Origin of the sequence: Lysinibacillus sp. S1 (assembly GCF_044986265.1) — a bacterium.
Taxonomy (GTDB): domain Bacteria; phylum Bacillota; class Bacilli; order Bacillales_A; family Planococcaceae; genus Lysinibacillus; species Lysinibacillus capsici.
The window spans coordinates 29,820-53,811 of sequence record NZ_CP173154.1 but is presented as its reverse complement, the minus strand read 5'-3'; the positions used below and the strand labels follow the sequence as shown (position 1 = coordinate 53,811).

Here is a 23,992-nt window from a genome sequence, read left to right as displayed (position 1 = left end):
CTATTTAGTCTACAATTTTAATATTTTAGAACAATTAATAGCTATGCCTAGTACGTCTTTAGCATACTAGGCACACTATTTTTAACAGTTATTCTAACAAGTCTTTCCCAAACCATTTCATACTTATTTCTTTATACGTTCCATCCTTAACCATCTCTTCAATCGCCTTATTAATCGCTTCTAATAAAACTTCATTATCTTTATTAATCGCCACTGCAATTTCTTCTCTTTTAATGACCTCTCCTAGGGCTTGAATCTTCAATCCTGATTCTTGCATTGCTGAAATACCTACAATTCTATCAGTAATTACTGCATCTAGCCGACCTGGTGGAAGATCCTGTAATGCATAGATTTCACTAGGGAATTCTTTGATTTTATCTGTATATTTCTTTGCATCTTCAACATACGTACTAGCTTGCATCACGCCTATCGTTTTCCCCTTTAAATCTTCTACCGTTTTAATCTCCTTATTTTCACTCGAGATAAATACTGTAGCACCTGAAACATAATAAGGGATTGAAAAGTCGACCTGTTTAGACCTTTCCTCAGTAGCTGTCATACTGCCAATAATGGCATCATATTTATTACCTCGTAACCCTTGAATAATTGTTTCCCATGGATTTGTTACAGGATTTGCTTCAAGCCCAATCCTTTTTGAAATTTCTTTCCCTATTTCAACATCAAAGCCTACTAATTCTTGATTTTCCTTATAATTTAATGGTTTTAGTAAACCACTCATTGCAAATGTTAACTTACCATCCTTAACCAATTTCATTTCTGTTGTTACACTTTTATCCTGATCCTCACTTTTTGCATCCGCAGTAGCTGGAACTTGTGTATTTGTTTTATTTTCCGAACATGCCGCCATTAGCGAAATAACCAACACCAATAATAAATAGAATCTATTTTTCTTCATCAAATAACCCCTCCATTTAATTAAGCTAGTTCTCCACCATCAATAGCAATTGTTTGTCCGGTAATATAAGATGAATCATCCGAAGCAAGGAAAGCGTATAATGCTCCGACTTCCTTAGGATCTGCATGTCGTTTCAGAGGGATACCTTCATTTACAACTTCCAACATATCTGGGGTATACTCAGCCATTTGCATAGGGGTTAGTACGTATCCAGGGCATATCGTATTAACTCGGATATTTGGAGCAAGCTCCAATGCCATTGTTCGTGCTAAAAGATTAACCCCTGCTTTGGAAGCATTGTAGTCAGCATAGAATGGATGTCCTGTCACTCCATTTGTAGACGCTGTCATAAGTATGACACCCTTGCCCTGCTCCACCATAATTTTTGCGGCTGCTTGTGAAGTATAAAATACCCCGTTAAGATTAATGTTTAATACTTTACTCCATTGTTCAGGACTAATATCAAGAAACTTATTGCGAATGCTAATACCTGCATTCGCAATAAAAACATCTACACCACCTAAATCTCTTTTTATATTCTCAAAAACAGCGTTTACATTTTCAGGATTACTAACATCTACTACATAGCCTTTAGCAATTCCGGGATTTTCTTTTATCGACTGTTCAATACCCTCTTTATTAATATCTAAAATAGCCACTATCGATTCTTCTTCTATAAAACGTTGTGCTGTGGCTAATCCTATACCACTAGCACCTCCTGTAATAACTACTCTCTTATTTTTTAAACTTCTATGATTGGTTCTCATTCAAACACCTCCCTAATGGTTATTAATTAATTCTTTTTTATTTTTCACCTTTTGTAGATATACCCTCCATGAAATACACCATTTAGAAGGCTCATCTAAATAGTCTGCTTCAATTAACTGATGAATTGTGCTATTTTGCGGTGCTGCTTTAACAATTTCTGGCGTTTCGTATGCTTCTTTAGAAATCTGCTCAAGCGCTTGAATATATTCATCTAAATCTGCCTTAGAATAAGATTCTGTTGGTTCAAGTGTAAATGGTTGTGGAACAATATAAGGATGATGACTAGTCCAGTAATGTAAACCAAAGTCAGTCATTCGGCGCTGTACATCCTCTGTTGTAACACCTGTTTCTTTCTCCAACTGCTCCCAACTATAACGAACTTGCTCTAATCTTTGCCCTTGTATATACGGCACACTTACACCACGAATTTTTGATACTTTACTATACAGATAATTGTTATTTAATACGGCTGTTTCTGCCACAGCTTTAAGTCCATCTGTGCCTAATGCTCTAATCCAAGCATAAGAACGCAAAATCGTTTGAGCTACCCCATGGAATAATCGTACTTTTCCAATCGAATGCTCTAATTGATCATTTAACACATATTGGTCTCCCTCTTTCTCAACAATTGGACCTGGCAAATAAGGCTTTAGTTCTTCTGTGACCCCAAGAGCCCCTGTTGCTGGCCCTCCACACATGTGAGGTGCTGCAAATGTTTTGTGTAGATTGAAAAAACACATGTCAAAACCTGCTTCTCTTGCACGTGTGATTCCTAACAGTCCATTGGCATTTGCCTGATCGTAGTAACAAATTCCACCAACATCATGCACTATTTTCGTAAATTCTTTAATTTTAGAATTATAAATCCCTGTATCTTCAGGGTTAGCTACAACAAAACCAGCTGTTCTTTCGGATACAACTTCTTTCAATTTATTAATATCCGGAAAACCATTTTTATCTGGATGAATAGTTATTATTTTATAACCTTTTACTACTGCGGTTGCTGCTTGAGAAGGGTGTGAGAAGATGGTTGTAATAATTTCATTACGTTGATCTGCTTCACCTTTTACTTCAAAATATTTGCGTACAATCGATGCCATCGCAAACAACGCTTGTGTACCACCACTTGGTTGGAAAGAGAAACAATCCATCCCCGAAATTTCACGCATCGCTAAGTCCAAATTGTGAATAATTTCTAGCATTCCTTGGACAGTACTACCCTCTTGTAAAGGATGTAATTCCATTATTTTAGGATTACGAATAAGCAATTCATTAATTTTTGGAATATACTTCATCGTACAAGTGCCTTGTCCAATTTCAACATTAAAATCAGAGCCTAATGTTTCTTGCGATAGTCTTACATAATGTCGTAACACCCGCGCTTGTCCTATTTCTGGTAAATTTGGTTTATTTACTCTTTTCATTTTCTGAGGTAAGGATGAAACACCATCACCGACTGCTTCTACAATCTCATTTGAAGGTTGCGGAACTTCTACTCCAACTTCTCCTGATTGATGTAACTCAAAAATGATAGGTTCATTCCATTTAGCTTGATGAAAATCTTTATTTACATTCTCTCTTAGAATCTTATCCACGTTAAAACTCCTTTCTTCCTATTTAATATCCAACAATTGTAGCTAAAGCATTGATTAACTTATCAATATCCTCTTTAGTGTGAACTTCAGTTACACAATAAAGTGCTGCTTGACCGTATTCAGGAAATTCCAACGATAAGTCTTTACCACCGAAGATTTTTTGCTCAAGTAATCGTGAATTTATTTCTTCTACTGTTAATCCTGTATCGTTAAAATCTATAATGAACTCTTTGAAAAATGGAGAGGTAATTCTTGAACCCCGAATATTGTTAATAGAATTCAATTGCATTACTGCATACTGACTGTTTTGCATAATGGCTTGACCTAACTCGTACATGCCATTTGGTCCCATTAATGATAAATACACACCTGCTGTAATCCCCCAAAGAGCTGTTTGTGTGCCTACAGACTCCTTACCGTTTTCTCTATCTGCAAAGGACGTACGATCATAGGCAATGTCACCAAAACCATATTCACCTTTCTTTACAGTCGGAATAATACCGAACAATCGTGATGGATATTCATTAACAAATTTTGGATCATTATATGTTGCAATAAATCCAGCTTGCCCTCCACTATAATTCATGTGCATACCTAATGGTTGAAGATCTCCACAGACGATATCCGCTCCATATTGACTTGGTGGTGCCAATACCCCTAGAGAACTTGGATCAACTCCTACTATCATAAGTACCCCATATTTTTTAGCAAGTTGTGAAATTTCCTGACCTTGCGACTCGATAAAACCTAAATAGGATGGATTTTCAAAGTAAATAGCTGCAACTTCGTTTGACAACTTTGCTTCTAAATCGGCTAAGTCCATTAATCCTGTATTAAGATTGAATTTTATTCCTTCAAATGATAACTGTGGTGTACCATAGTTTGTAATAACTTTTCTGCGTTCAGGAGAAAGTGTATTAGCAAGTAATATTTTCGTACGCTTTGTAATCCGACTCGCCATACGAATTGATGTAGATGCAGCTTGGGCCCAATCGAATGTAGGAACATTCACTACTTCCATATCCACAAGCTCCGCCATTAAGCTTTGATATTCAAATAATGCTTGAAAGCGTCCATGATCCTCATAAGGCTCTCCTGCATAAGCTGTTAAAAATTCTGCACGTTGATTCACTTCATCACATACGGCTGGTATGAAGTGTTGCCAGCAACCAGCTCCTAGAAAATTAATATATTCATTGGTACTTACATTTTTATTTAAAAGACCCTCAATATGGCGTCGTAACTCTAATTCATTCAAAGCTTTTGGAATATTCATGGTACCTTTAAAATGTAAATCCTCCGGAATACACGAATAAAGCTCCTCAACGGAGTGAACACCAATTTCATCTAACATTTCTTGCTTTACCTCAGATACCATATTAGGGATATATGGATGGACCTTTTTACTCATTTAATTTGCCTCCCTCTATAATTATTTTTAGGCTAAGCCGCCACCATCAACTGTTAATGTCGTTCCTGTAACCCAAGCAGATAAATTACTTGCAAGGAATAGTACCCCTTTAGCAATATCTTCAGGTGTTCCTAATCTTGCTAACGGTCTATCAATAGCTGAACTACGTAAGAAACTTGATTCATCTATATTTAATTGTTTTGCTTCTCCACGAAGTAATGGCGTATCTGTATCTCCAGGACAAATGCAATTTACGCGAATATTTTCTGGACCATGATCAATAGCCATAGCCTTTGTTAAATTTACAACCCCTGCTTTTGCAGCACAGTAAGATGCAGCTTTGTCTCCACCCTTGATTCCCCACCCAGAACCAGTATTAATGATACTGCCACCATTTCCTCTCATGAGTGGGATTAAGTATTTCGAAAGTAGATAGACCCCTTTTAGAGAAACATTAATAACAGCATCCCAATCCGCTTCCTCTAAATCCACCACTGTTTTTCTACGGATAATGCCTGCATTATTAAAAAGTACATCTACTTTTCCGTATCTCTCCTGTATAGAATCAGCCACACTTTTGCAATCTTGTGTATTCGTTACATCACATTTAAAAAACTCAACATCTAAACCAGCTTCTTGAAAGCTTTTTTCAGTATCCTTACCTTTTTGTTGATCAATATCTAAAATCACAGTTTTAGTTCCCAACTCACTTAATAATTTAGCTGTTGCAAGGCCAATCCCTGAGGCCCCTCCTGTAATCACAGCCACTTTACCTTCCAATTCAAAATAATCTACCAAATAAATCTTCCTCCTTCCCTTTGCTTACTATATATCTAGCAAAATACGTGCCAAGTGTAGAAACACAAATCCATTTACAATTTTAATCTACGAAATGTCAGAAAGTTCTGATGTTAAAGGATTTTCAAAATGTGTATAGTAAAAGATTCAAAAATATACTAAATTTCCTTTTTGCCATTTTTGTCAATTCCGTTGTCACTTTTGTCATTAAAATTAGCCATAAAAAAACACAAATACCTAGAAAGTTCATTTTAAATTCCCCTTAAGGAGGTGAGAAATTTAAAAATCTCTAAAAGCAAGGTATTTGTGTCAAACTTATACTATAAATTTACACTTTTTAGTTTTCTATAAAGCGTTCTTGTACTTATGCCTAATTCTTCAGCAACACGTTCTTTTCCAGCAGTGTCATTTCCATATATAGAGAGCATTTGGTAGATGACCTCCATTTCCGTATCTTTCAATAGATTAGAATTGCTATAAAGATTTTGTGCTTGATTATTCTCGATGATATATTTCGGTAAGCTTTCCCTTGTTAATTGTAGGGAATTTTCCATTACCATACTGTACTCTAATACATTTTCTAACTCTCTTATGTTTCCTGGCCAAGAGTATGATTTCAATTCCTCCAAAAATTCCTGCGAAAAATCTTTAATAAATTTCCCTGTTTTATGCTGAATCTTTTCAAGTAATTTTACAATCAAATATTCAATTTCATCTGTTCTTTCTTTTAAAGGAGGTAATGTTAAAGGGATCACATTTAGTCGATAATATAAATCCGAACGAAACTCACCTTTTCTCACCATATCTTCTAAAGGTTTATTTGTCGCAGCAATAATCCTTACATTTACTTTTCTAGGCTCAATTGCTCCGACTCTATAAATAAGCCCATCTTGCAAAACTGTTAATAGCTTCGCTTGTAAATGTAATGGTAATTCTGTAATTTCATCGAGGAATAAAGTACCTTTATCTGCTACTTCAAAATAGCCCATTTTCCCTTTTCTTCTAGCCCCTGTAAACGCCCCTTCATCATAGCCAAACAACTCGCTTTCAAACAAGTTTTCTGGAATGCTTGCACAATTCAACTCTATAAATTTCCCTTTGTGTGTAATGCTATTTGAATGAATATATTTCGCTAATAAACTTTTCCCTGTTCCCGTCTCTCCTGTTATGACAATTGAAGATGGGCTATTCGCAATACTACTTAACTTACTCTTTATAAGTTGTAAGTGAGGTGCGTTGCCTAATACATATTTCGTATCAAATCCTTTTTTATTTTCAAGCAATAAATAGGATCCTTCGTTGTTCAAGGCATTAATAATCATATCTCCCAACCGAGCTAACCAATACTGATATTCCTTCGGCTCAGATGAAAATTTTTTCTCCCCCTCATCTGTAAAACTGACAAATGTCAAATATCCGAAGTGACGATCTCCTTTTACTAAATTCATTAGCATTTCCACTTTAGATGGACAGTTATTTTGGAACCTACAACCAGAACACACTTTCATTTGACCAGGTTTTTGTAAATATTGAACAGATTTAGAATAATACTTCTGAAAGAACGGAAGGTGTACCTGAATCCCTTTTTGCTTTCTATATTCTTCCGTTGCTATAAAAACTTCACCATTCGAAGTGAAATAGGCCATTTCCAATTGTAATAGTTCACCAAATGCATCCAGCATAGATTGCACTAATTTTTCGGCATTCAACATGATATTCCCCCCACAAAAATCGAAAAAGTAATATAGCCAAATTGTTTATAGTGAAAATAGCTCGTAATAGTCCGTAAAATAGTTAATAGATTAGGTTTCATGAAAATTACACCTTTTACGGAAGTTTAATTTAATTATCTTATCTTTTTTAATTCGCCAAAAGTTACATCTTACCTTTATAATTTTCTTCAAGTTAGGATTATAGAGCATGAGAAATGCCATGCAAAATTGAATTGCCCCATAAAAGTTAAAGGAAAATCTAACTTTAAATGGGGCATTCCTGTAGCTAACATTTATAACTATGTCTATATTCTATAACATCCTCTAAATAAGAAGTTTATCTCATTCAACAACGTCATTGATCTTTATCTGCTTTGCTACTCATTGTAAGAACTATTTACCTTTAAGCATTATGTTTTTTTACTAAATATCTGATCCATTATAGACAAAATATGTAGATTAGATAATAATAACATTACATAGAGAAAATGAGGTGATTCCCTTGAAAATGAATTTAAACGTCTCACAACAAATTACTCAAACGTTGACAACTGAACTCATTCATCAATTGGAACTACTACAATACTCCAGCTCCGAATTAGAACAACATATTTATGAGAAATCAAATGAAAATCCACTATTAACTGTCATTGAAAAAAACATGAATCACACAAAGGATATTGTAGACCTTGCCACAATGTCCATAAAAGGTATTCAACCTAAGCAAAAGCAACAGTATGATTTCATTCAAACTCGATTAACACAGCAACATTCATATATTACCCAACTACTCGATCAAATACCTTTACATCTAAATCTTACACCACATGACAGAGAAATTTTAAAATATTTCATACATAACCTCGATGAACATCTATTTTTAAATGTAGATTTATCCAAAGTTGCTAAATCATTTAACATCTCTTTAGACCATATAAATACAATGTTGGATCTATTACAAACATTCGAACCTCTTGGCGTTGGCGTTAGAAATATGAAAGAGTATTTATTAATTCAAATTTACAATGATATAGAAGCCCCACCATTTGCAGCTCCATTCATTCAACATCATTTAGAACAAGTAGCTAATTTATCAATTAAATTATTAAGTACAACTTACGACATTTCAATAGAAGAAACTCAACGAACAATTCTATATATAAGAAACCTAAAACCCATCCCAGCTTCATTGGATAATAATGCTACTAGCGCGTATATTATACCTGATATAATCATTAGCAAATTAAATGGGGAATGGATAATAGAACTAAATAATCGGTTTTTACCTAAAATAGAAATTAATCAAGATTACGTAGATCTATTAAAAGAGTCCGTTGAAGATTATGCCTATTACCAACAATGCATGAACGATATTATAGCTTTAACGCAAGGAATAGCTCAACGTGATAAAACTTTATACAGCCTGACACGATTACTTCTTGATTTACAAGCTTCATTCTTTGAACTTGGAATAAAAGCCTTATCTCCTATGCGTTTAAAAGATGTTGCACAAGCATTAAATATGCATGAATCCACCATAAGTCGTGCGGTTAAAAATAAATTTATCCGTACACCACATGGAATCTTTGCACTCCAGTCTTTATTTACAAAAGGAATTATCAACGATTCAGGAAAGCTTGATTCTGTGTCCTATATAAAAAGTCGCATTAAAGAATTAGTAGAAAATGAGAATAGAAAAACTCCTTTATCAGATCAACAACTAACTGAAAAATTAGAAACTGAGGGTATTCGAATTTCACGACGCACAGTTTCAAAATATCGTAAAGAATTGAACATAGCCAATTCATCTAAACGCATTTATTTATAAAAAACTTTATTATCAGTTACTTATAAGAGTATAAAGACAAAATAAATACCCTTCATTATGGGATTGACTGTCTCAAAAACGATAGTCAGTTCCCAAATGAAGGGTTTTTTCTATTACTTATAACCAGCCTTTTGTAACACCTGCATGAAATAAAAACGATACGTATTTTTTACAAATGTCTCTAGAGGTAGCCCTACATTCACTTGATATTTTGTAAATATAAAATAAAATCGTTTATCCCACTTTAGGCGTAATAACTGGCCTGCTTCTTCGCCATACTTCATCGTAAATTCTTCCATCAAAGGTTCGATCATCTCATAACAATAATCTTTTAAATGGGCCAGTGCTTCAATATCCTTATCCCTTTGAAAGCGTATAATCCAATCTACTAATTGTTCATTCATATTTGCACGCCGTCCTTTTAAAAAGAGTTTCTTCCTATTAAATTATACTCCTTTTTTGGCGAATCAAAAAAAGAACGATTTTTCCAGTAGATTTCACTCATCAATAGGACGATTCCAACGTAGATGATAGTGAACAGACCTCTTTTTCGTATCTTTATCGAATACTAGTAATCTATCACCAGCTTGAATGACGTAGCTATTCTCTAATGTCCGAACAGTGGGCTGTTGTTGTTGGGAATTAATGATGCCAATATTGCGTTCCCACAATACCTGATGTTTGTTCATATCATAGMGCAMTAWCATGTGTTCAGCACTTTCTCGCTGTGTTTGCCTATATGAAACAAGAGCCGTTTTTTCTATGATATCTACATCCACCACTTTTGGTTGTAAATTTTCATAGGCTTGAATGGCTGGCTCGGTTAGGACAGCTTGACTAAAATCGCGAATGGCCTGATAATCCTCTACAGGCTGTGGATGTKTAGCAAAATAGCCCGGCAACTCTGTCTCGATGAAAAAACGGGCAGATAGGTAATCTTGAGCCTTCGCATCCTCACTTAATGTTTTACCATCAAAGCGATAGAATTTGCCATCGACCCCTTCCAAATATAAATGGTTCTCTAGGACAGCCATTTGATGTGCATTATTGCTCAATATCGCTATTAATGACGGATGTTGCGTTCGAAAATCTTTTTCAGAAAGTAGTTCTTTGCCTGTTTCCATATCTACCAAGGATAATTGACCAAACTCATCATCACGATGATGGACAAGAMCMCYCMCCATAAMTTCCCCAAGCAGTGTTTCTTTATAGGAAGCTGATTTTGTCCATTGCTTTTCACCTGTTTGTAAATTCACAGCTACTAGGAGATGATGTGCGATTAAATGCGTAATTCCATTCGATGTCCCATTATTTTCTGAGCCTTGCACCATTTGAACAGCAATGCTTTGTGAATCATCTGTATAAATCGGCGAATCGGATTTAATGGGAAAGCCTCTCCCCGCTAAGCCAAAAACAATCATTAATAGATTACTGACGAATAAAAAGGCAATGAGCAAAATGCTAGAAATAACGAGTCGTTTTCGTTTCATGACGATAAACAAAAATAGTAGAAGTCCCGTACCTAGCACGATGCAGAAAAAAATATCGTGGATAAGCCAACCATTTAAACGCCATGAATAGATATATCGTTGTAGAAATTGTTCCACTTCTCTACCCCCCTCAAACAACGACTAACTAAAATCTGAATAAAGCACATAACGGTCACATTCCAAGCATTGAAATAAATAGCCTTGATGATGACCATTGTTCATTAAGGATGCAGAAAGTTCTTCTTTTGAAAAGCCGGTATAATTATCAAATTGATCCTCAATTCCTAACTCTACTAAATCACGCCAACCAACATAGCCGATAAACGCACAATAGTCAGAGCAATGTGCCACCCAATTATTGCCCTGCCAGCTTACATAGCCAGGCGTCCGAAAGAGTACTTCCTCAGTAAACTTGGGGTTCGTAACCTGTTCATCCTCCATTAAGTCTTGCTGGAAAGAACCATCATATTTTTGAGCTGCTTCCCCACTATGGATGCAGGAAGGACAAAGATAATCTACTTCCTCAATTGCATAAATACCACCAGTATAATAGACATCCACTTCTTGCTCGCAACAATCACATACAACGATTTCATCTGTTTCAAAAATTTCAGCCTCTAGAGGGTTTGGTAGATATTTAAACGTTGGAATTTTCGTTTTAAGCTGCTGATGGTCTCTAATTTTTCTTGGCAGCAGAGGATTCACCGAATTTGGTTTATCTATGTAGGTCTGGAGAACGCCATACTTTTTTCGATCCTTTTTATCGTCTTTATTCATAATGACAGTAAATAACTGATATGCCTCAGGATACATCCTAAGTAAACAGTAGACCTCTACTAATATCCTTAATGTTTCTTCTGTTTGTTGAACCTGCTTTAATTGATCTTTAAAAATATGCATTTGATTAATGGTTATCGGATTGGAAGGATTAAATTTTTGTCTTAGTTCGTGCCATTCTTCCACAATCGTCATAAAAAATAAGCCTCCTTCTTACTTGCTATTTGGCAAATGAATAATCTTTTATCATTTGGCAGATTTCCACTTTATAGTTTGTGTACCATTTGTCTTTACCCAATTGTTGTGCTGTTAAATGCTTGGCATTGTCTTTCCATGCTTGGATAGCCTCTAGCGATTCCCAATAAGACACCGTTATGCCCTTTCCTTCCTCATTTCTAACACTTTCAACACGAATGAAACCAGGYTGTTGCTGTGCTAAGGCATCGATTAGGTCAGCCATCTTGCCATWGCCATCCCCATCTTGCTCAGTTCTTTGCGATGTAAAAATCACTGCATAATATGTTTCCATTTATTTCTCCTCCTCTATTACTTTTATTGTAAACCATAATGACTTTGACTAAAATCTAAATATAGGACACTGAAAGGATTGTGACAGAATGGGAATTAATCCAAACATGGCAGAAATAGCGGCACTTCTTGGTGAAACGTCAAGGGCAACCATACTTGCTAGTATGATGGACGGTCGTTTTCATACGGCTAGTGAACTAGCATATATGGCTGCCATCAAACCACAAACTGCTAGCTTTCATCTTGCTAAATTMGTAGAAGGMAAGCTGMTAAAAGTTGAAAAGCAGGGACGTCATCGTTATTTTCAATTGGCTGGTGAGGACATTGMTCAATTTTKAGAGTCATTCCTAGCCATCTCTCCACCACCTGAAGTACGTTCATTAAAGCAATCGAGCCAAATCAAGTTATTACAGGATGCTAGAACTTGCTATGATCACCTTGCTGGTAAATTGGGTGTCCAATTAACGGAATCGATGCTCAAGGCAGGCTATCTTACATTGGAGGGTAAACAATTTGTCCTGACAGATGAGGGCATATTATTTTTTACGACATTCGGAATCGATTTAACTGCTTTAAAGAGAAAACGACGATCCTTTTCTCATGCCTGTTTAGATTGGAGTGAACGGCGTTATCATTTAKCTRGTGCACTAGGCTGTGAGCTATTAAATCAATTTTTCAACCTTGGTTGGCTTTTACGAGTTCCCTCTATTCGCGCCATTAAAGTGACGGAGAAAGGGAAAATAGGCTTTAAAGAGGTCTTTCATTTAGATTTGTAAATTAGGAAAGGGCACGGAGTTATCTCCTAGCCCTTTCTCCACTAAAAGTTCGGTTTACTAAATAAATGCHCATGATGATGAATAAGCCGCCAACCATTAGTGAYGGTTTTAACGGTTCTTCCAATAACACCCAGCCTGTTAATACGCCAAAAAAAGGAGCTAAAAATAAATAGGCACTTGTTTTTCCTGGATCACTATTTTGCAGAAGATAATACCACCCTGCAAATTGTATGATCGAGGAAAAAATACTAAGCCACAACAGAATCAATAACGATTGTGGATTCACAATAAAAAATGGCTGTTCTAACAATGCGCTTCCTAGTAATAAGAGTAAGCCTCCAAATAGCATCTGATAAGCAGATAAAACCCACGTATCAAATAACACGCCCCATTTTTTCACTAACAAGGTGGCAGTAGCCCAAAAAACAGCTGATAGCAAGCCAAAAAGGATGCCTACTTTCAATTCAACTTGTGCCCCCATCGTAATCATCACCCCGATTAAGCCAAACAAAACCCCGATCCATTGATAGAAACGGTAGGACACTTTCATGAAAATGGTGGCAAAAATTACAACTAGTAATGGGTTTGTAAATGTTAAAATAGAAGACTCACTTGMCGTAATGGKGCGGAGACTTAAAAAAATACACCCCATCACACCTGCTGTTTGAAAGCTCCCGATCATGCATAATTTGAACCACTCCCTCCTTGTAATAGGATGAGGTCTCTTCAAGATGATAACAACGATAGCCATGATTATACCAGCCAATATAAAGCGAAGTGCAGCTAATAATAAAGGCGAGGCATACGGTAAGCCTAATTTAACAATGGCAAATGATGAACCCATTAAAAAGGTCGTTACTACTAATAAAGCAATAAATTGATAATTTTTCATCCAATAGCTCCTTACCTGATAGAATAATTGTTCTACGTACATTATAATCAGGAAGTATTTCAATGCTCATCGAAGTATGGATTACAACTCAATTGAAAGATTTTATAAGATTTCGTAAGGAAGAGGATAGTATTAAAAAATCTTACCTCCAAAAGCAAAGAGGTAAGAAACTATGGATTATTTATTTTGCATAAACGATCTGATGTTGTCTGCGATTTCCTCCGATTTTGTATGGTGTAAGTAATGATCCCCATCCAGTGTGATTACTTTGCCGTATACGGAATGTTTGACTTGTTCTTCATGCAGCGGTATCCAGTTCTTTTCAACTCCACCACTTTTCGCTTGGACAAATAAGAGAAGAGGTAAATCTTTAGGGAATGTAAGAGTTTTGGCTGCCGTGAAATTTTTGCTAATATGCTCTAATTCATTTGAAGTGCTTGTATTATAAAAGTTTTTGAGTGTAATCATCCTAATTTGCTCTTTTGTGTCGTCATCATACGGAAGACCTGCATAGGGATCATCTGAAAATTTTATAAGAATTCTTGCAATCCCTGATTTTTTTAGCAGTTGTAACGACTTAATTGGAAACTTCGTGTCCATACCACCCTGTGTAGGGACACTGCTATCAATCCCGACAAATCCAGTTACCTCATTCGGATATTTATTAACATAATCGAGTCCATAGATGCCTGCTATCGAATGTCCCATTAGCATATACCGATCAATCTTTAACTCCTGTAAAGCTTCATGGATTTCACTAACAATATTCTCTGTGCTTCGTTCTTTAGCTGTATCCTCACTTAAGCCATAGCCAAAGGGCTCTATTGAAACGATTTTATAATAGGGAGCTAGTTCATCTATCAATGGCTTAAAGTCGAGCGTTGGTGCTGCAGTACCGAAGCCTGGTAGTAATACGATGGTTTCAGCACCCTTACCTTGAATGGTGACATTCATTTTTTCCCCATTCACGGAGACGAGCTGACCATAAGGTTCTATTTTTCCTTGCTCTATTTTGTTGCAAATAATGTTTATTGTAAAAACAATGACAAGTAGCCCCACAATGGATATACCTAGGACTGCCATTGATTTCAGTAAAACACGCATAAATTTTTTCATGTTTAATGCACGAGAGGGATTCACCTTTACTCGTGCCTCCTCCTTTACTACGATTATTCCAGCTTCTTTTGAGCTGTTAGTGCAACTATAAAGGAGAGAGATGTCTTCCGAATGACGACAATATGAACACAAGATGAACAACAAAAAAATGTTACGACATCTGTATAGGAGTCGTAACATGCTCTCTTTAATTTAAGGTAATAGGTAATTTGACAATCATTGTCGTTCCATGCCCAAGCTCACTCTCGACTTCAATTTCTCCTCGATGTAGTAAAACGATTTGCTTCACGATAGCAAGCCCCATTCCACTGCCTTCATACTTGTGACTATGGGAACGATCGGCCTTGAAAAACCGTTCGAATATACGTTGCTGATCCTCTAAAGAAATCCCAATGCCTCTATCCGTTATTCGGACTATCACATGATTTGCACTTTGCTTCATGCTGATCTCAATCGTATCATTAGGACTTGAAAATTTAATACTATTCGTAAGAATATTTGTCCATACCTGATGTAATTGATCGTAATCAGCCATGAGGCGAACAGCCTTCAACTGGAGCTCAAAATCAATATTGCGAGAGGACCATTGAGGCTGGAGGGAGACAATGACACGTCTAATTTGTTCATCTAGACTGAACGTATCGAGATGCATTGGCTGTGTCTTTGATTCTAGTAAGCTCAGCTTTAAAAGGCTATCACTCATCTTAGACATTCGATTGGCCTCCGAAATGATGATATCAAGATAACGGTTTTTCTCGTCATCCGTTACATCAACTTGTTTCAGTGCTAATGCGTAACCAGAAATGGAGGTAAGTGGAGACTGCACCTCATGGGACACATTCGATACAAAATCTCTCCTCATTTGCTCTAGCTGCTGTAACTCCTCCGCCATATCTTCAAAGCTTTTAGCCAACGTACCTAACTCCCCTGATTGCTTAATATTTAATTCGACATTGAAATCACCACCAGCAATATGTTTAGTGGCTTGTGTTAGTTTTTTGATTGGCTTGACTAAAAACATCGCTGCAACTAAAAACACAACGCTTCCAATAACAAGGGCATAAGTAGCAAAATTCAGAATCAACTTGATGGAAAAAGAGGTTGAAGGTAAAGCAATCGTTTGGATAAACATCGCTCTCGTTCCCATTTCAGTTGTTAGAGGTATACCGACAAGTATGGATGAAATACCACTTGGAATTACTTGAATAACCTCTCCATCCAGTACMSCTTGTACTTGTTCCATTGTTACAGSGGCTAACTGATTGCCATGAAGCTTCCCGTAAGCCGTAAACTGCCCTGTTTCTTCATAAATGCGAACATGATAGGATTCAAGCTGATGCATATCACGTATAAAACGATCGGCTTCATGATATGGCAATGTGTCAAAAATTTGTACCATGTCTTGTCCAAAATTTAATAAGGGAATTTGTAAGTTTTCATTTAATTTATCTTTAAATACCCATGTTGCCATGAAAAAAGAGATAACCGTTCCCCCAATGACAGCAACTAGAAAGATTAAAACGACGCGAGTATATAAAGATTTAATCATTCCTCAACCTCAAGCCTATAGCCCAGACCCCTTATTGTGTCGATATGAAAATCAGTGATGGTGTTGAAGCGCTCACGCAGGCGCTTAATATGTACATCGATGGTTCGATTATCTCCCGCATAATCAATCCCCCAAATTTGATCGATCAGTTGTTCTCTTGTATAGACTTGTCCAGGTGTTTCGGCAAGCTTATATAATAATTCAAATTCCTTGAGCGGTAGTGAAATAACATCTTTTCCTCTCATAATTTTATAGGTCTGACGGTCCAGCGTGACTTGACCAAGTTGAATGGTCTGCGAATGGCCAATCCTGTAGCGCTTCAAAAGTGCCTTTACACGTACAGTTAGCTCTAACGGATCAAATGGCTTTGTTAAATAATCATCCGTTCCAAGCTCAAAGCCCTTCACTTTTTCCCATGTTTCCCCTCTTGCAGTCAGCATCAGGAGAGGAAGATCCGTATTCGTTTTGCGGAGCTCCTTACATAGTGTCCAGCCATCCATCGTTGGCATCATAATATCTAGTACAACAAGATCAATAGGTGTTGAGCCGTAGATGGCTAATGCTTCTTTACCATCTCCTGCCTCCATTGTAGTGAACCCGTCTTTGCGCAGAAAAAGGCAAACAAGTTCACGAATGTTCGCATCATCATCCGCAACAAGTATCGTCGGCATACATTCGTTCCCCTCTTTTCGAATCTATTATTCACACACATTATACTATATAATTTCTTTACTTCTCCCCTACCACACCTCACGATTAATTGCTGTGGCCTAAAAAACCACTTCCTAAAAACATAAAGGAAGTGGTTCTAATCAAGCAATTAACTTTGCAAACCATGCAACGTAATGAGCACCTGGAATCAATAGTAACTGTGCCACAATGGTTCCTAAAAATCTGGAGAACATCATCATAACAGACATTCTTTTCAGGTCTAGATAGCTTCCTCTCTTATTGATCACATCATCTGCTAGAATGGATATTTTCGGGTCAATGAATAGGATTAATAGTATTGTTGCAATGCCATTAATTAATCCAGATGCCATAACAGCAGTAGTCTTTAATTCTGGTACTAATAATGTGGCATACAATGCAGCTAAAACGCCAATCGTATAGATAGCTGTAATAACAATATTGATAACAAATAATTTAATCGGTATATCCTGTAGACGAATGCCTTTTAAATAACTAAAATTTGGTGTATGAATATGCTTAATCCCCCGTCTTACATAGTCAAATGTAAAGCCCTTTTTCAATAAAGCCGGGATTGAGCCTCTTTCCTCAGCCAAATGAACGATAGCTCTTGAAAAAATGGCTACAAAGGTGGGGATAAGTAAGATTCCTACTATTGTTCCAAGCGAAGCCGCTCCAATAATTAGTCGAAATTGATGTTCTACAAATGTCATGGCATTATCCGTAGGTGCTGTATCAACAAGGCTCCCTGTGAATGGTTGTTGCATCATATTTGCTAACCTCGACACCATGACCATTACATTAAAAAGAGATAAAGCCGAAGCTAGTAATTTGACACGTGCTCCTGATAAACGAACTGCATATGCAAGCGTTTCAATCGCATGAATGATTAAAATAAATAAAGCAATCATGATTAATTTTTCTGTTATTAAATCCACATATGTACCTACTCTTTGCTTTCTAACGATTTAATATTGTAACGCTTATTCAATAAAATAGTTCCAATTGAAAAAATATGCTGTCCAAGCCATAAAAGGTAATTATAAAAGGCGAGAGGTTGATTATTTCCAATGTGGAGAAGTGATGAGTGACTACCCTCGCCATAAAGAGTAGTGAACACCTTTGTTTTATTTGAAAATTTTTTCTAAAAGAGAAATATTTTAATTGTTTGGAGTGGTAGGCTACTTGAATCTTCTTGAATAGCGATACAGGTAACCTCTAAACGGAGCTGTGTTCGCCCAGAGGAAAGCATGTAACCTACACGGAAATTTTTCAACACTATGAAAAAACTTACCCTAAGAAAGGGTAAGTTTTTTGTTACTTCTACAGTTGCTTTACCATTAATTTTAATAGATCATCCTGTGACATCTCTTCCGTCAGCAGCGTTTCACCATCCACCCCAAGATAATCATACGGATTCCACCAAGCACGTAAAGAATCTTCCCCGAAGTCATTTTTTTTGGAGCTAGAATGATGACGAATAACGGTTTCCTCAAAAGATAAATCAAAATAATAAGTATTGGCCTTCTGATCATAGAAGTGGATTAAATCCTTTAACATAGCTCCATAACGACTGGCATATAATATTCCTTCTACAATGACAACTTCACAACGACCTTTACCATACTCTGCAATTTGACGAATTAATTCAATAGAAAGATTGCCTTCTCGATCATGCACCTTTAACATATCACGTCSGACAACATCTTGCGCAATCAAAAGTGTACCATGTCCAAGATGATGCTGAAGTTTCTTTGCAATTGTCGTTTTCCCACTACCTGAATTTCCTCGGATAATAATTAGCTTAGAGTCCAATTTCCCCTTCTCCTTTTTAAGCTGCTCTCCTAGACCAAATGACAACAGGAATCAATACTAACGACAATAGCCCTCCTGCTAAGGACAACACTGCATAGCTCGAATTCGCCACTACCATACCTGATAGCGMACCACCTGATGCACCTGCCAATGCCACAAAAACATCCATCTTCCCCTGTGTTTTTGCACGGGTAGAAGGCTCCGTCGCATCAACAATTTGAGCAGTTCCACTAATTAAGCCAAAGTTCCAACCTAATCCCAGTAAAGAAAGTGCCACAATGAGTAACACCATTGAATCGCTTGGTGCAAATGCAGCCACTACGCCAGCGAGTAGCAACGTAATACCTGAAGCTATACTCATTGCCGTACGTCCGATTTTATCAACAAGAATACCTGTGACAAGTGATGGCAGATACATAGCACCTACATGAAACCCTATCACAATACCAACCTCGGCTAATCCATGTCCATGATGTTTCATATGTACAGGTGTCATTGTCATGATGGCCACCATGACAATTTGTGTCAGGACCATAACTGTKKCTYCTAYSKCTAGGCYTYTTKTAWTKMTAGATATAGKMATGGATGGTGTTTGATTTTCTTTGTTCATTTTTTGCTTAKKTGCCTYTAWGGMTTWMGMTATTTCKAGMGGGWWAGGAWGMAACATAKTAAACAATACAAGCCCCGCCATAATAAAGGCCAAAGCAGATAATAGAAATGGACCCGCTAGAGCTGGAATACCGATAGACAGCGCCACTTTTCCCATCCATTCTACTAAATTCGGACCTAAAACAGCACCAAACGTGGTCATAAGCATGGTTGTACTAATCGCCGTAGCACGTTGCTTATTATTGGCTAAATCTGTCCCAGCGTAACGTGCCTGTAAATTAGTTGCCGTACCAGCTCCATAGATTAATAGAGAGGCAAACAATAACACAATACTATTCATTAAAGTAGCAAGGACTACACCTATTGCACCAAGTCCACCCACTATAAAACCTGTTGATAAGCCTATGCGGCGACCATAACGCTGAGATAGTTTTCCTACAATGAAAGCGGCACCCGCAGAGCCTAACGTAAATAATGCAGAGGGTACACCTGCATAGGCATCCGTTCCAAGCATTTGTTGTGCCAGTAGAGCGCCTACCGTTATACCCGCCGCAAGTCCAGCTCCCCCAAAAATTTGGGATAAGCTAACAACTATCAGTACACGCCTATATAGGTTTTTTAGTTTTTCTGGTGACTCAATATAGGACGCTATTGACTCTTGAGATTTTTCAACCATTTTTCAACCTTCTTTCTCTATGTATATCAAACAAGATTACTTGAATTAATGAAGAAGGAACCGTCTCCATCTAGACAGTTCCTTTCCTATGCTACCATCTTTTTATACCTCTATCGTATGCCCCAATTGGTGTCATGCATAAAGGACATGATATTAATGTGCATGCATAACGACATTCTTTTTCTTAGCGTAAAATAAGAAAGTAGTGGTTAAACTTAAGCTTATGATTCCGAAAATAAGTCCCATACCACTTAAACCAATTAAATCTAGCATCATACCTGTTGATAAAAGCACGATTTGAAAGACGACGGAATCAATCATGTTGCGGAATGAGAAAAAGCGTCCATGAAACTGTTTGGGTACTTGTTTTTGGAAAATTACCATTGTCGTTGGGAAAAAACAGCCAACTGAAAAGCCAAAAACGCCAAATGCCACTAAAGCGAAAAATGGAGTCTCTGCCAGTAATAATAGGAGCTCCATTGAGCCGATAATAAAGGCTAATGAAAAAAGCAGTGTACCCATTTGTACACGGTCAGCAATMATTTTCAAACCAGCTGCACCAAKCATAAATCCGATACCTTCCACCGTATACAATAATCCTGAAATTGTGGTAGATTGATGAATTTCAGATATTTWMATAATCACKAAATTAAAAGAGCCTAAAAATAATGTAGGWATTAACATTAMGACAMRCGTCATCAAGACGACTGGATGCTCTTTGATCATCGGTAACACTTCTTTAAAATWCCCTTTTTCTTTSTTTGTCATCGTTTCAGTAGATGCTTCATCCAATTGCAATAAACTMGTAATGACAAACATGCCTAAATAGACAATAAATGAAATAATATATAACCATTTTAACTCAAAAAAACTGAGCATAAACCCGGCAGCGGCTGTACCGATGATCCTTGAAATGGTTCTCGCATTCATCTGCCAAGCATTTAATGTAATTAAATCCTGTTCCTTCGCAATCATGGGAATAATAGATTGCAAGGCAGGCATATAAAATGCTGCTGCTATTTGCAGCGTGATTAAAAATAGAATCATCCAAATGACCGAATTAGTATAAAGTGCGATAAACATAAATAAAACACTGATGATGCGTCCGATACTCGCCATCTGGACAACCGTTTTTTTCTTCGATTGGTCAATGATACGTCCAGCCATTGGACCAACAACTAAGCCTGCTAAAATACCACAAGAAATAATTAATGATTTGTGAAAGTCAGAAGGTACTACCTCTTGCATAAAGGCTAAATTGCCAATAATGCCAGCCCATAAGCCGAGACCTACGACAAATTCACCTAATAAAATAATCCATACGTTTCGATTTCTCCACATGCTGTTCTCCTTGTTGCTATCATAAAATTTATCGTAACAAAATTTTAAATATTCGTACATAAAAATATAGAAAAATTTGCTAGATGCTACTATTCGTTCTCTTTCTAGTTTATCTTAACGAGTATACTATTTTTCCTAGAAGTAGTACTCATTCAAAAGTTTGAACTTGTCCTCAAAAGAAARAACATCGTTTGATGGGCGTATCAAACGACGTTTTTCATTAAGAARTTWMTAKWTTATGAWMRAGTASTTTTWTKMYASGYTMAACGATTTTTTGACAGATGAACGTCACGATAAAAATGAAVCCBACTGTTGTTGCCATCATDCCTGCWATAGAGGTATCCCAAAATTTCDCTAAATACTAGCCAATGACGGAAGCAGCAGCACCAAAGAGCAWACTATAGACGAACATTTGCTTAATCGTCTTGCTGATTAAATAGGAGGTAGCAGCTGGCCCAATCAACATGGCAACCACTAAAATGGCCCCTACACTATCAAAAGCTGCCACTGTTGTAAACGAAATCGATGTCATAAAGCCATAATGAAGAAAGACAACGGGAATGCCAATGGTTGCTGCATACACAGGGTCAAACGTTGCAAGCTTCATTTCTTTAAAGAATAGGAGTAAGAACGCAATATTAATGACGAGGACGAGTAAGAGCATCCATACTGCCTTAGGCATTGCCAGCCCAAGCAATGTCCATTTATCCCAAGGAACAAAAGCAATTTCTCCCATTAAAACATGCTCAACATCTAAGTGCACATTGCCTGCAAATAAGGTGATGAGGAGAACACCTGCTGCAAACAGAGATGTAAACACTACGCCTATCGCTGCGTCTTCTTGAATACCAGAAGAATGTAATAATTGCACAAGATAGGCTGTTAAAATCCCTGCAAACGCAGCACCTACCAACATCCAAAAACCATTCAACGTTTGGGTAATAAGGTAAGCCATCACAATGCCAAAGAGCACTGTATGACTGATCGCATCTGCAATCATGGACATTCTACGCAAGATGAGGAAGACACCTGCAATTCCACAAGTTACCCCAACTAACAGTCCCGTGAATACAACCCAAAATTCGATCATCCTACATCACCCTGCTTTCGAAATTGCATTTTCCTACGATATTTACTAATTTGACCAGTTGGACTTATAAAATACGATAGAAAGAATATACCTGCTGCCACTAAGACAATTATAGGACCCGTCGATAACCCTGTTCGAATCGCACTAATAAAGGTTCCTGTTATGCCAGCGATACCTCCAATCGCAGCACTTAAAATGAGCATTGTGCTCAATTTTTTTGTCCATAACTTGGCACTGGCAGCAGGAATAATTAATAAAGCTGACATTAAAATAACGCCAACAGCTTGTATACCTGTAACAATTGTCATGACAATTAAAACCGTTAATGTTGCCTTTAAAGCCTCTATTGGTAAGCCAATCCCTTTTGCATAAACAGGATCAAAGATCAGTAACTTCCATTCCTTATAAAGCAAGAGACTAACCACAATAATGATGGTTGCACTAATAAAGAGCCACATTAAATCTGCCTTGGTCATCGTCGCTGCTTTACCGAAAATAAAATTATTCAGACCACTCTGATTCCCCAGTGGGCTACGGTTAACCACTGTTAAAAATACAACACCAACACCAAAAAATACGGTGAGGACTAATCCAATGGCAGCGTCAGCCTTCATTTTTGAAAATGACACAATCCATTGAATACAATACACAGATAATGCAGATGTAATGCCCGCTCCTAGCATTAAAATTGGCAATTCCTTTTGACCTGTTAGCAGGAACGCAAGGGCAATACCTGGTAATGCTGCATGCGCAGCAGCATCCCCAACTAGACTTTGTTTCTGTAAGAAGGAGAACGTGCCTGTGATGCCTGCTGCAATGCCAAGTAACATCGTTCCACTCAGTACCCACAATAAGTTACCGCTTAACATTATGTCCCTCCTTACACATGTTGCATCATGAAAAGTTTACCACCATATGTTTTTTGTAATTGCTCTGGTGTAAAAACATCTTCCGTTGCGCCTGATGCTAAAATCGTTTTGTTTAATAGAATCGTATAGTCAAAGTATTCTTTGACGGTTTGAAGATCGTGATGCACAACAAAAATACTTTTTCCCTGTGCCTTTAAATCCTTTAAAATATCAATAATCGTTTTTTCTGTCGCAGCATCTACTCCTGCAAATGGTTCATCTAAAAAATATATATCTGCATTTTGTGCAAGGGCTCTAGCTAGGAATACACGTTGTTGCTGGCCTCCTGAAAGCTGCCCGATGGAACGCTCTGCAAAATCCTGCATCCCAACACTTGCTAAAGCTTGTCGAGCAACAATTTTATCCTGCTTAGACGGTCTTTTAAATAAGCCTGTATAGCCATAACGCCCCATGAGCACCACATCCAACGCATTTGTTGGGAAATCCCAATCCACCGCATTACGCTGAGGCACATAGCCTACGACTAAACTCTTTGGCTCAAACACCTTCCCTAAAATTTCTACCTTTCCCACTTTATTAGGAAGCTGATTTAAAATGGCCTTTAAAAATGTGGATTTCCCTGCACCATTTGGGCCAATAATGGCAGCTAGATGACCTGTAGGCACTGTTACACAGGCATTTTCTAATACTGTTTTTTTATCATACGCCACTGATAGATTTTCCACTGTTAATGCATACATATTCTT

The 23,992-nt window shown here is 37.2% G+C and carries 22 protein-coding genes and 1 pseudogene; 2 read left to right on the top strand and 21 right to left on the bottom strand.

Translation table 11 applies throughout. The annotated features are described in order from the left end of the window. Nucleotides 1-88: 88 nt before the first annotated feature. From ACHZEU_RS00270 to ACHZEU_RS00245, 6 genes are all read right to left on the bottom strand, one after another. Nucleotides 89-916 carry an ABC transporter substrate-binding protein gene (locus ACHZEU_RS00270; protein WP_259419626.1) on the bottom strand — a complete coding sequence of 276 codons (828 nt, stop codon included), beginning with the start codon at nucleotides 914-916 and terminating at the stop codon, nucleotides 89-91. A gap of 20 nt (nucleotides 917-936) precedes the next feature. Further along, a complete protein-coding gene (locus tag ACHZEU_RS00265; RefSeq protein ID WP_103118330.1) occupies nucleotides 937-1,683 on the bottom strand; it encodes an SDR family NAD(P)-dependent oxidoreductase in 747 nt (248 codons plus the stop codon). Nucleotides 1,684-1,695: 12 nt separating this feature from the next. After that, entirely contained in the window at nucleotides 1,696-3,279 is a 1,584-nt protein-coding gene (gene gcvPB / locus ACHZEU_RS00260) for an aminomethyl-transferring glycine dehydrogenase subunit GcvPB (RefSeq protein WP_279495281.1), read from the bottom strand. 22 nt (nucleotides 3,280-3,301) lie between these two features. Further along, the gene (gene gcvPA / locus ACHZEU_RS00255) at nucleotides 3,302-4,690 is read right to left on the bottom strand and encodes an aminomethyl-transferring glycine dehydrogenase subunit GcvPA (RefSeq protein WP_115673321.1); all 1,389 of its coding nucleotides are present in this window, start codon (nucleotides 4,688-4,690) and stop codon (nucleotides 3,302-3,304) included. 27 nt (nucleotides 4,691-4,717) lie between these two features. Beyond that, nucleotides 4,718-5,488: an SDR family NAD(P)-dependent oxidoreductase gene (locus ACHZEU_RS00250; RefSeq protein WP_279495283.1), complete on the bottom strand. Its 771-nt coding sequence runs from the start codon at nucleotides 5,486-5,488 to the stop codon at nucleotides 4,718-4,720. 320 nt (nucleotides 5,489-5,808) lie between these two features. Continuing rightward, complete coding sequence (locus tag ACHZEU_RS00245) at nucleotides 5,809-7,200, bottom strand: sigma-54-dependent Fis family transcriptional regulator (protein ID WP_054550437.1); 1,392 nt, start codon at nucleotides 7,198-7,200, stop codon at nucleotides 5,809-5,811. 508 nt (nucleotides 7,201-7,708) lie between these two features. Between ACHZEU_RS00245 and rpoN the strand changes: the two genes are divergently transcribed. Next, a complete protein-coding gene (gene rpoN, locus ACHZEU_RS00240) occupies nucleotides 7,709-9,028 on the top strand; it encodes an RNA polymerase factor sigma-54 (protein WP_279496349.1) in 1,320 nt (439 codons plus the stop codon). Nucleotides 9,029-9,141: 113 nt separating this feature from the next. Here the strand turns inward: rpoN and ACHZEU_RS00235 are convergent, their stop codons facing one another. From ACHZEU_RS00235 to ACHZEU_RS00220, 4 genes are all read right to left on the bottom strand, one after another. Continuing rightward, nucleotides 9,142-9,432, bottom strand: coding sequence for a hypothetical protein (locus ACHZEU_RS00235; protein WP_404803863.1), 291 nt, complete (start codon nucleotides 9,430-9,432; stop codon nucleotides 9,142-9,144). Nucleotides 9,433-9,525: 93 nt separating this feature from the next. Beyond that, complete coding sequence (locus tag ACHZEU_RS00230; RefSeq protein ID WP_404803862.1) at nucleotides 9,526-10,635, bottom strand: PA2928 family protein; 1,110 nt, start codon at nucleotides 10,633-10,635, stop codon at nucleotides 9,526-9,528. Nucleotides 10,636-10,659: 24 nt separating this feature from the next. Continuing rightward, entirely contained in the window at nucleotides 10,660-11,490 is an 831-nt protein-coding gene (locus ACHZEU_RS00225; RefSeq protein ID WP_115673324.1) for a CbrC family protein, read from the bottom strand. Between the two features lie 25 nt (nucleotides 11,491-11,515). Next, nucleotides 11,516-11,824, bottom strand: coding sequence for an antibiotic biosynthesis monooxygenase family protein (locus ACHZEU_RS00220; protein ID WP_404803861.1), 309 nt, complete (start codon nucleotides 11,822-11,824; stop codon nucleotides 11,516-11,518). Nucleotides 11,825-11,912: 88 nt separating this feature from the next. On the opposite strand from ACHZEU_RS00220, the gene ACHZEU_RS00215 reads away from it, so the two are divergent. Continuing rightward, nucleotides 11,913-12,599, top strand: a complete 687-nt coding sequence (locus tag ACHZEU_RS00215) for an ArsR/SmtB family transcription factor (protein ID WP_404803860.1) — start codon at nucleotides 11,913-11,915, stop codon at nucleotides 12,597-12,599. A gap of 19 nt (nucleotides 12,600-12,618) precedes the next feature. Here the strand turns inward: ACHZEU_RS00215 and ACHZEU_RS00210 are convergent, their stop codons facing one another. From ACHZEU_RS00210 to ACHZEU_RS00160, 11 genes and pseudogenes are all read right to left on the bottom strand, one after another. Further along, nucleotides 12,619-13,491, bottom strand: coding sequence for a DMT family transporter (locus ACHZEU_RS00210; RefSeq protein ID WP_404803859.1), 873 nt, complete (start codon nucleotides 13,489-13,491; stop codon nucleotides 12,619-12,621). Nucleotides 13,492-13,668: 177 nt separating this feature from the next. Further along, the gene (locus ACHZEU_RS00205; RefSeq protein WP_259951156.1) at nucleotides 13,669-14,607 is read right to left on the bottom strand and encodes an alpha/beta fold hydrolase; all 939 of its coding nucleotides are present in this window, start codon (nucleotides 14,605-14,607) and stop codon (nucleotides 13,669-13,671) included. 187 nt (nucleotides 14,608-14,794) lie between these two features. Further along, entirely contained in the window at nucleotides 14,795-16,156 is a 1,362-nt protein-coding gene (locus tag ACHZEU_RS00200) for a sensor histidine kinase (RefSeq protein ID WP_404803858.1), read from the bottom strand. Next, the gene (locus ACHZEU_RS00195; RefSeq protein WP_112118421.1) at nucleotides 16,153-16,827 is read right to left on the bottom strand and encodes a response regulator transcription factor; all 675 of its coding nucleotides are present in this window, start codon (nucleotides 16,825-16,827) and stop codon (nucleotides 16,153-16,155) included. The genes ACHZEU_RS00200 and ACHZEU_RS00195 overlap by 4 nt, the downstream gene beginning before the upstream one ends. A gap of 141 nt (nucleotides 16,828-16,968) precedes the next feature. Beyond that, a complete protein-coding gene (locus tag ACHZEU_RS00190; RefSeq protein ID WP_404804613.1) occupies nucleotides 16,969-17,757 on the bottom strand; it encodes a lipid II flippase Amj family protein in 789 nt (262 codons plus the stop codon). A gap of 412 nt (nucleotides 17,758-18,169) precedes the next feature. Then, nucleotides 18,170-18,661, bottom strand: a complete 492-nt coding sequence (locus ACHZEU_RS00185; protein WP_404803857.1) for a kinase — start codon at nucleotides 18,659-18,661, stop codon at nucleotides 18,170-18,172. Nucleotides 18,662-18,677: 16 nt separating this feature from the next. After that, nucleotides 18,678-19,946, bottom strand: a pseudogene (locus tag ACHZEU_RS00180) (MFS transporter). A 153-nt stretch (nucleotides 19,947-20,099) separates the two neighbouring features. Then, nucleotides 20,100-21,287, bottom strand: coding sequence for an MFS transporter (locus tag ACHZEU_RS00175; RefSeq protein WP_404803856.1), 1,188 nt, complete (start codon nucleotides 21,285-21,287; stop codon nucleotides 20,100-20,102). Between the two features lie 361 nt (nucleotides 21,288-21,648). After that, nucleotides 21,649-22,377 carry a metal ABC transporter permease gene (locus ACHZEU_RS00170; RefSeq protein WP_404803855.1) on the bottom strand — a complete coding sequence of 243 codons (729 nt, stop codon included), beginning with the start codon at nucleotides 22,375-22,377 and terminating at the stop codon, nucleotides 21,649-21,651. Then, nucleotides 22,374-23,246 carry a metal ABC transporter permease gene (locus ACHZEU_RS00165; RefSeq protein ID WP_054550447.1) on the bottom strand — a complete coding sequence of 291 codons (873 nt, stop codon included), beginning with the start codon at nucleotides 23,244-23,246 and terminating at the stop codon, nucleotides 22,374-22,376. Before ACHZEU_RS00165 ends, ACHZEU_RS00170 begins: the two co-directional genes overlap by 4 nt. Before the next feature lie 11 nt (nucleotides 23,247-23,257). Further along, nucleotides 23,258-23,986 carry a metal ABC transporter ATP-binding protein gene (locus ACHZEU_RS00160; protein ID WP_404803854.1) on the bottom strand — a complete coding sequence of 243 codons (729 nt, stop codon included), beginning with the start codon at nucleotides 23,984-23,986 and terminating at the stop codon, nucleotides 23,258-23,260. Between the last annotated feature and the right edge of the window lie 6 nt (nucleotides 23,987-23,992).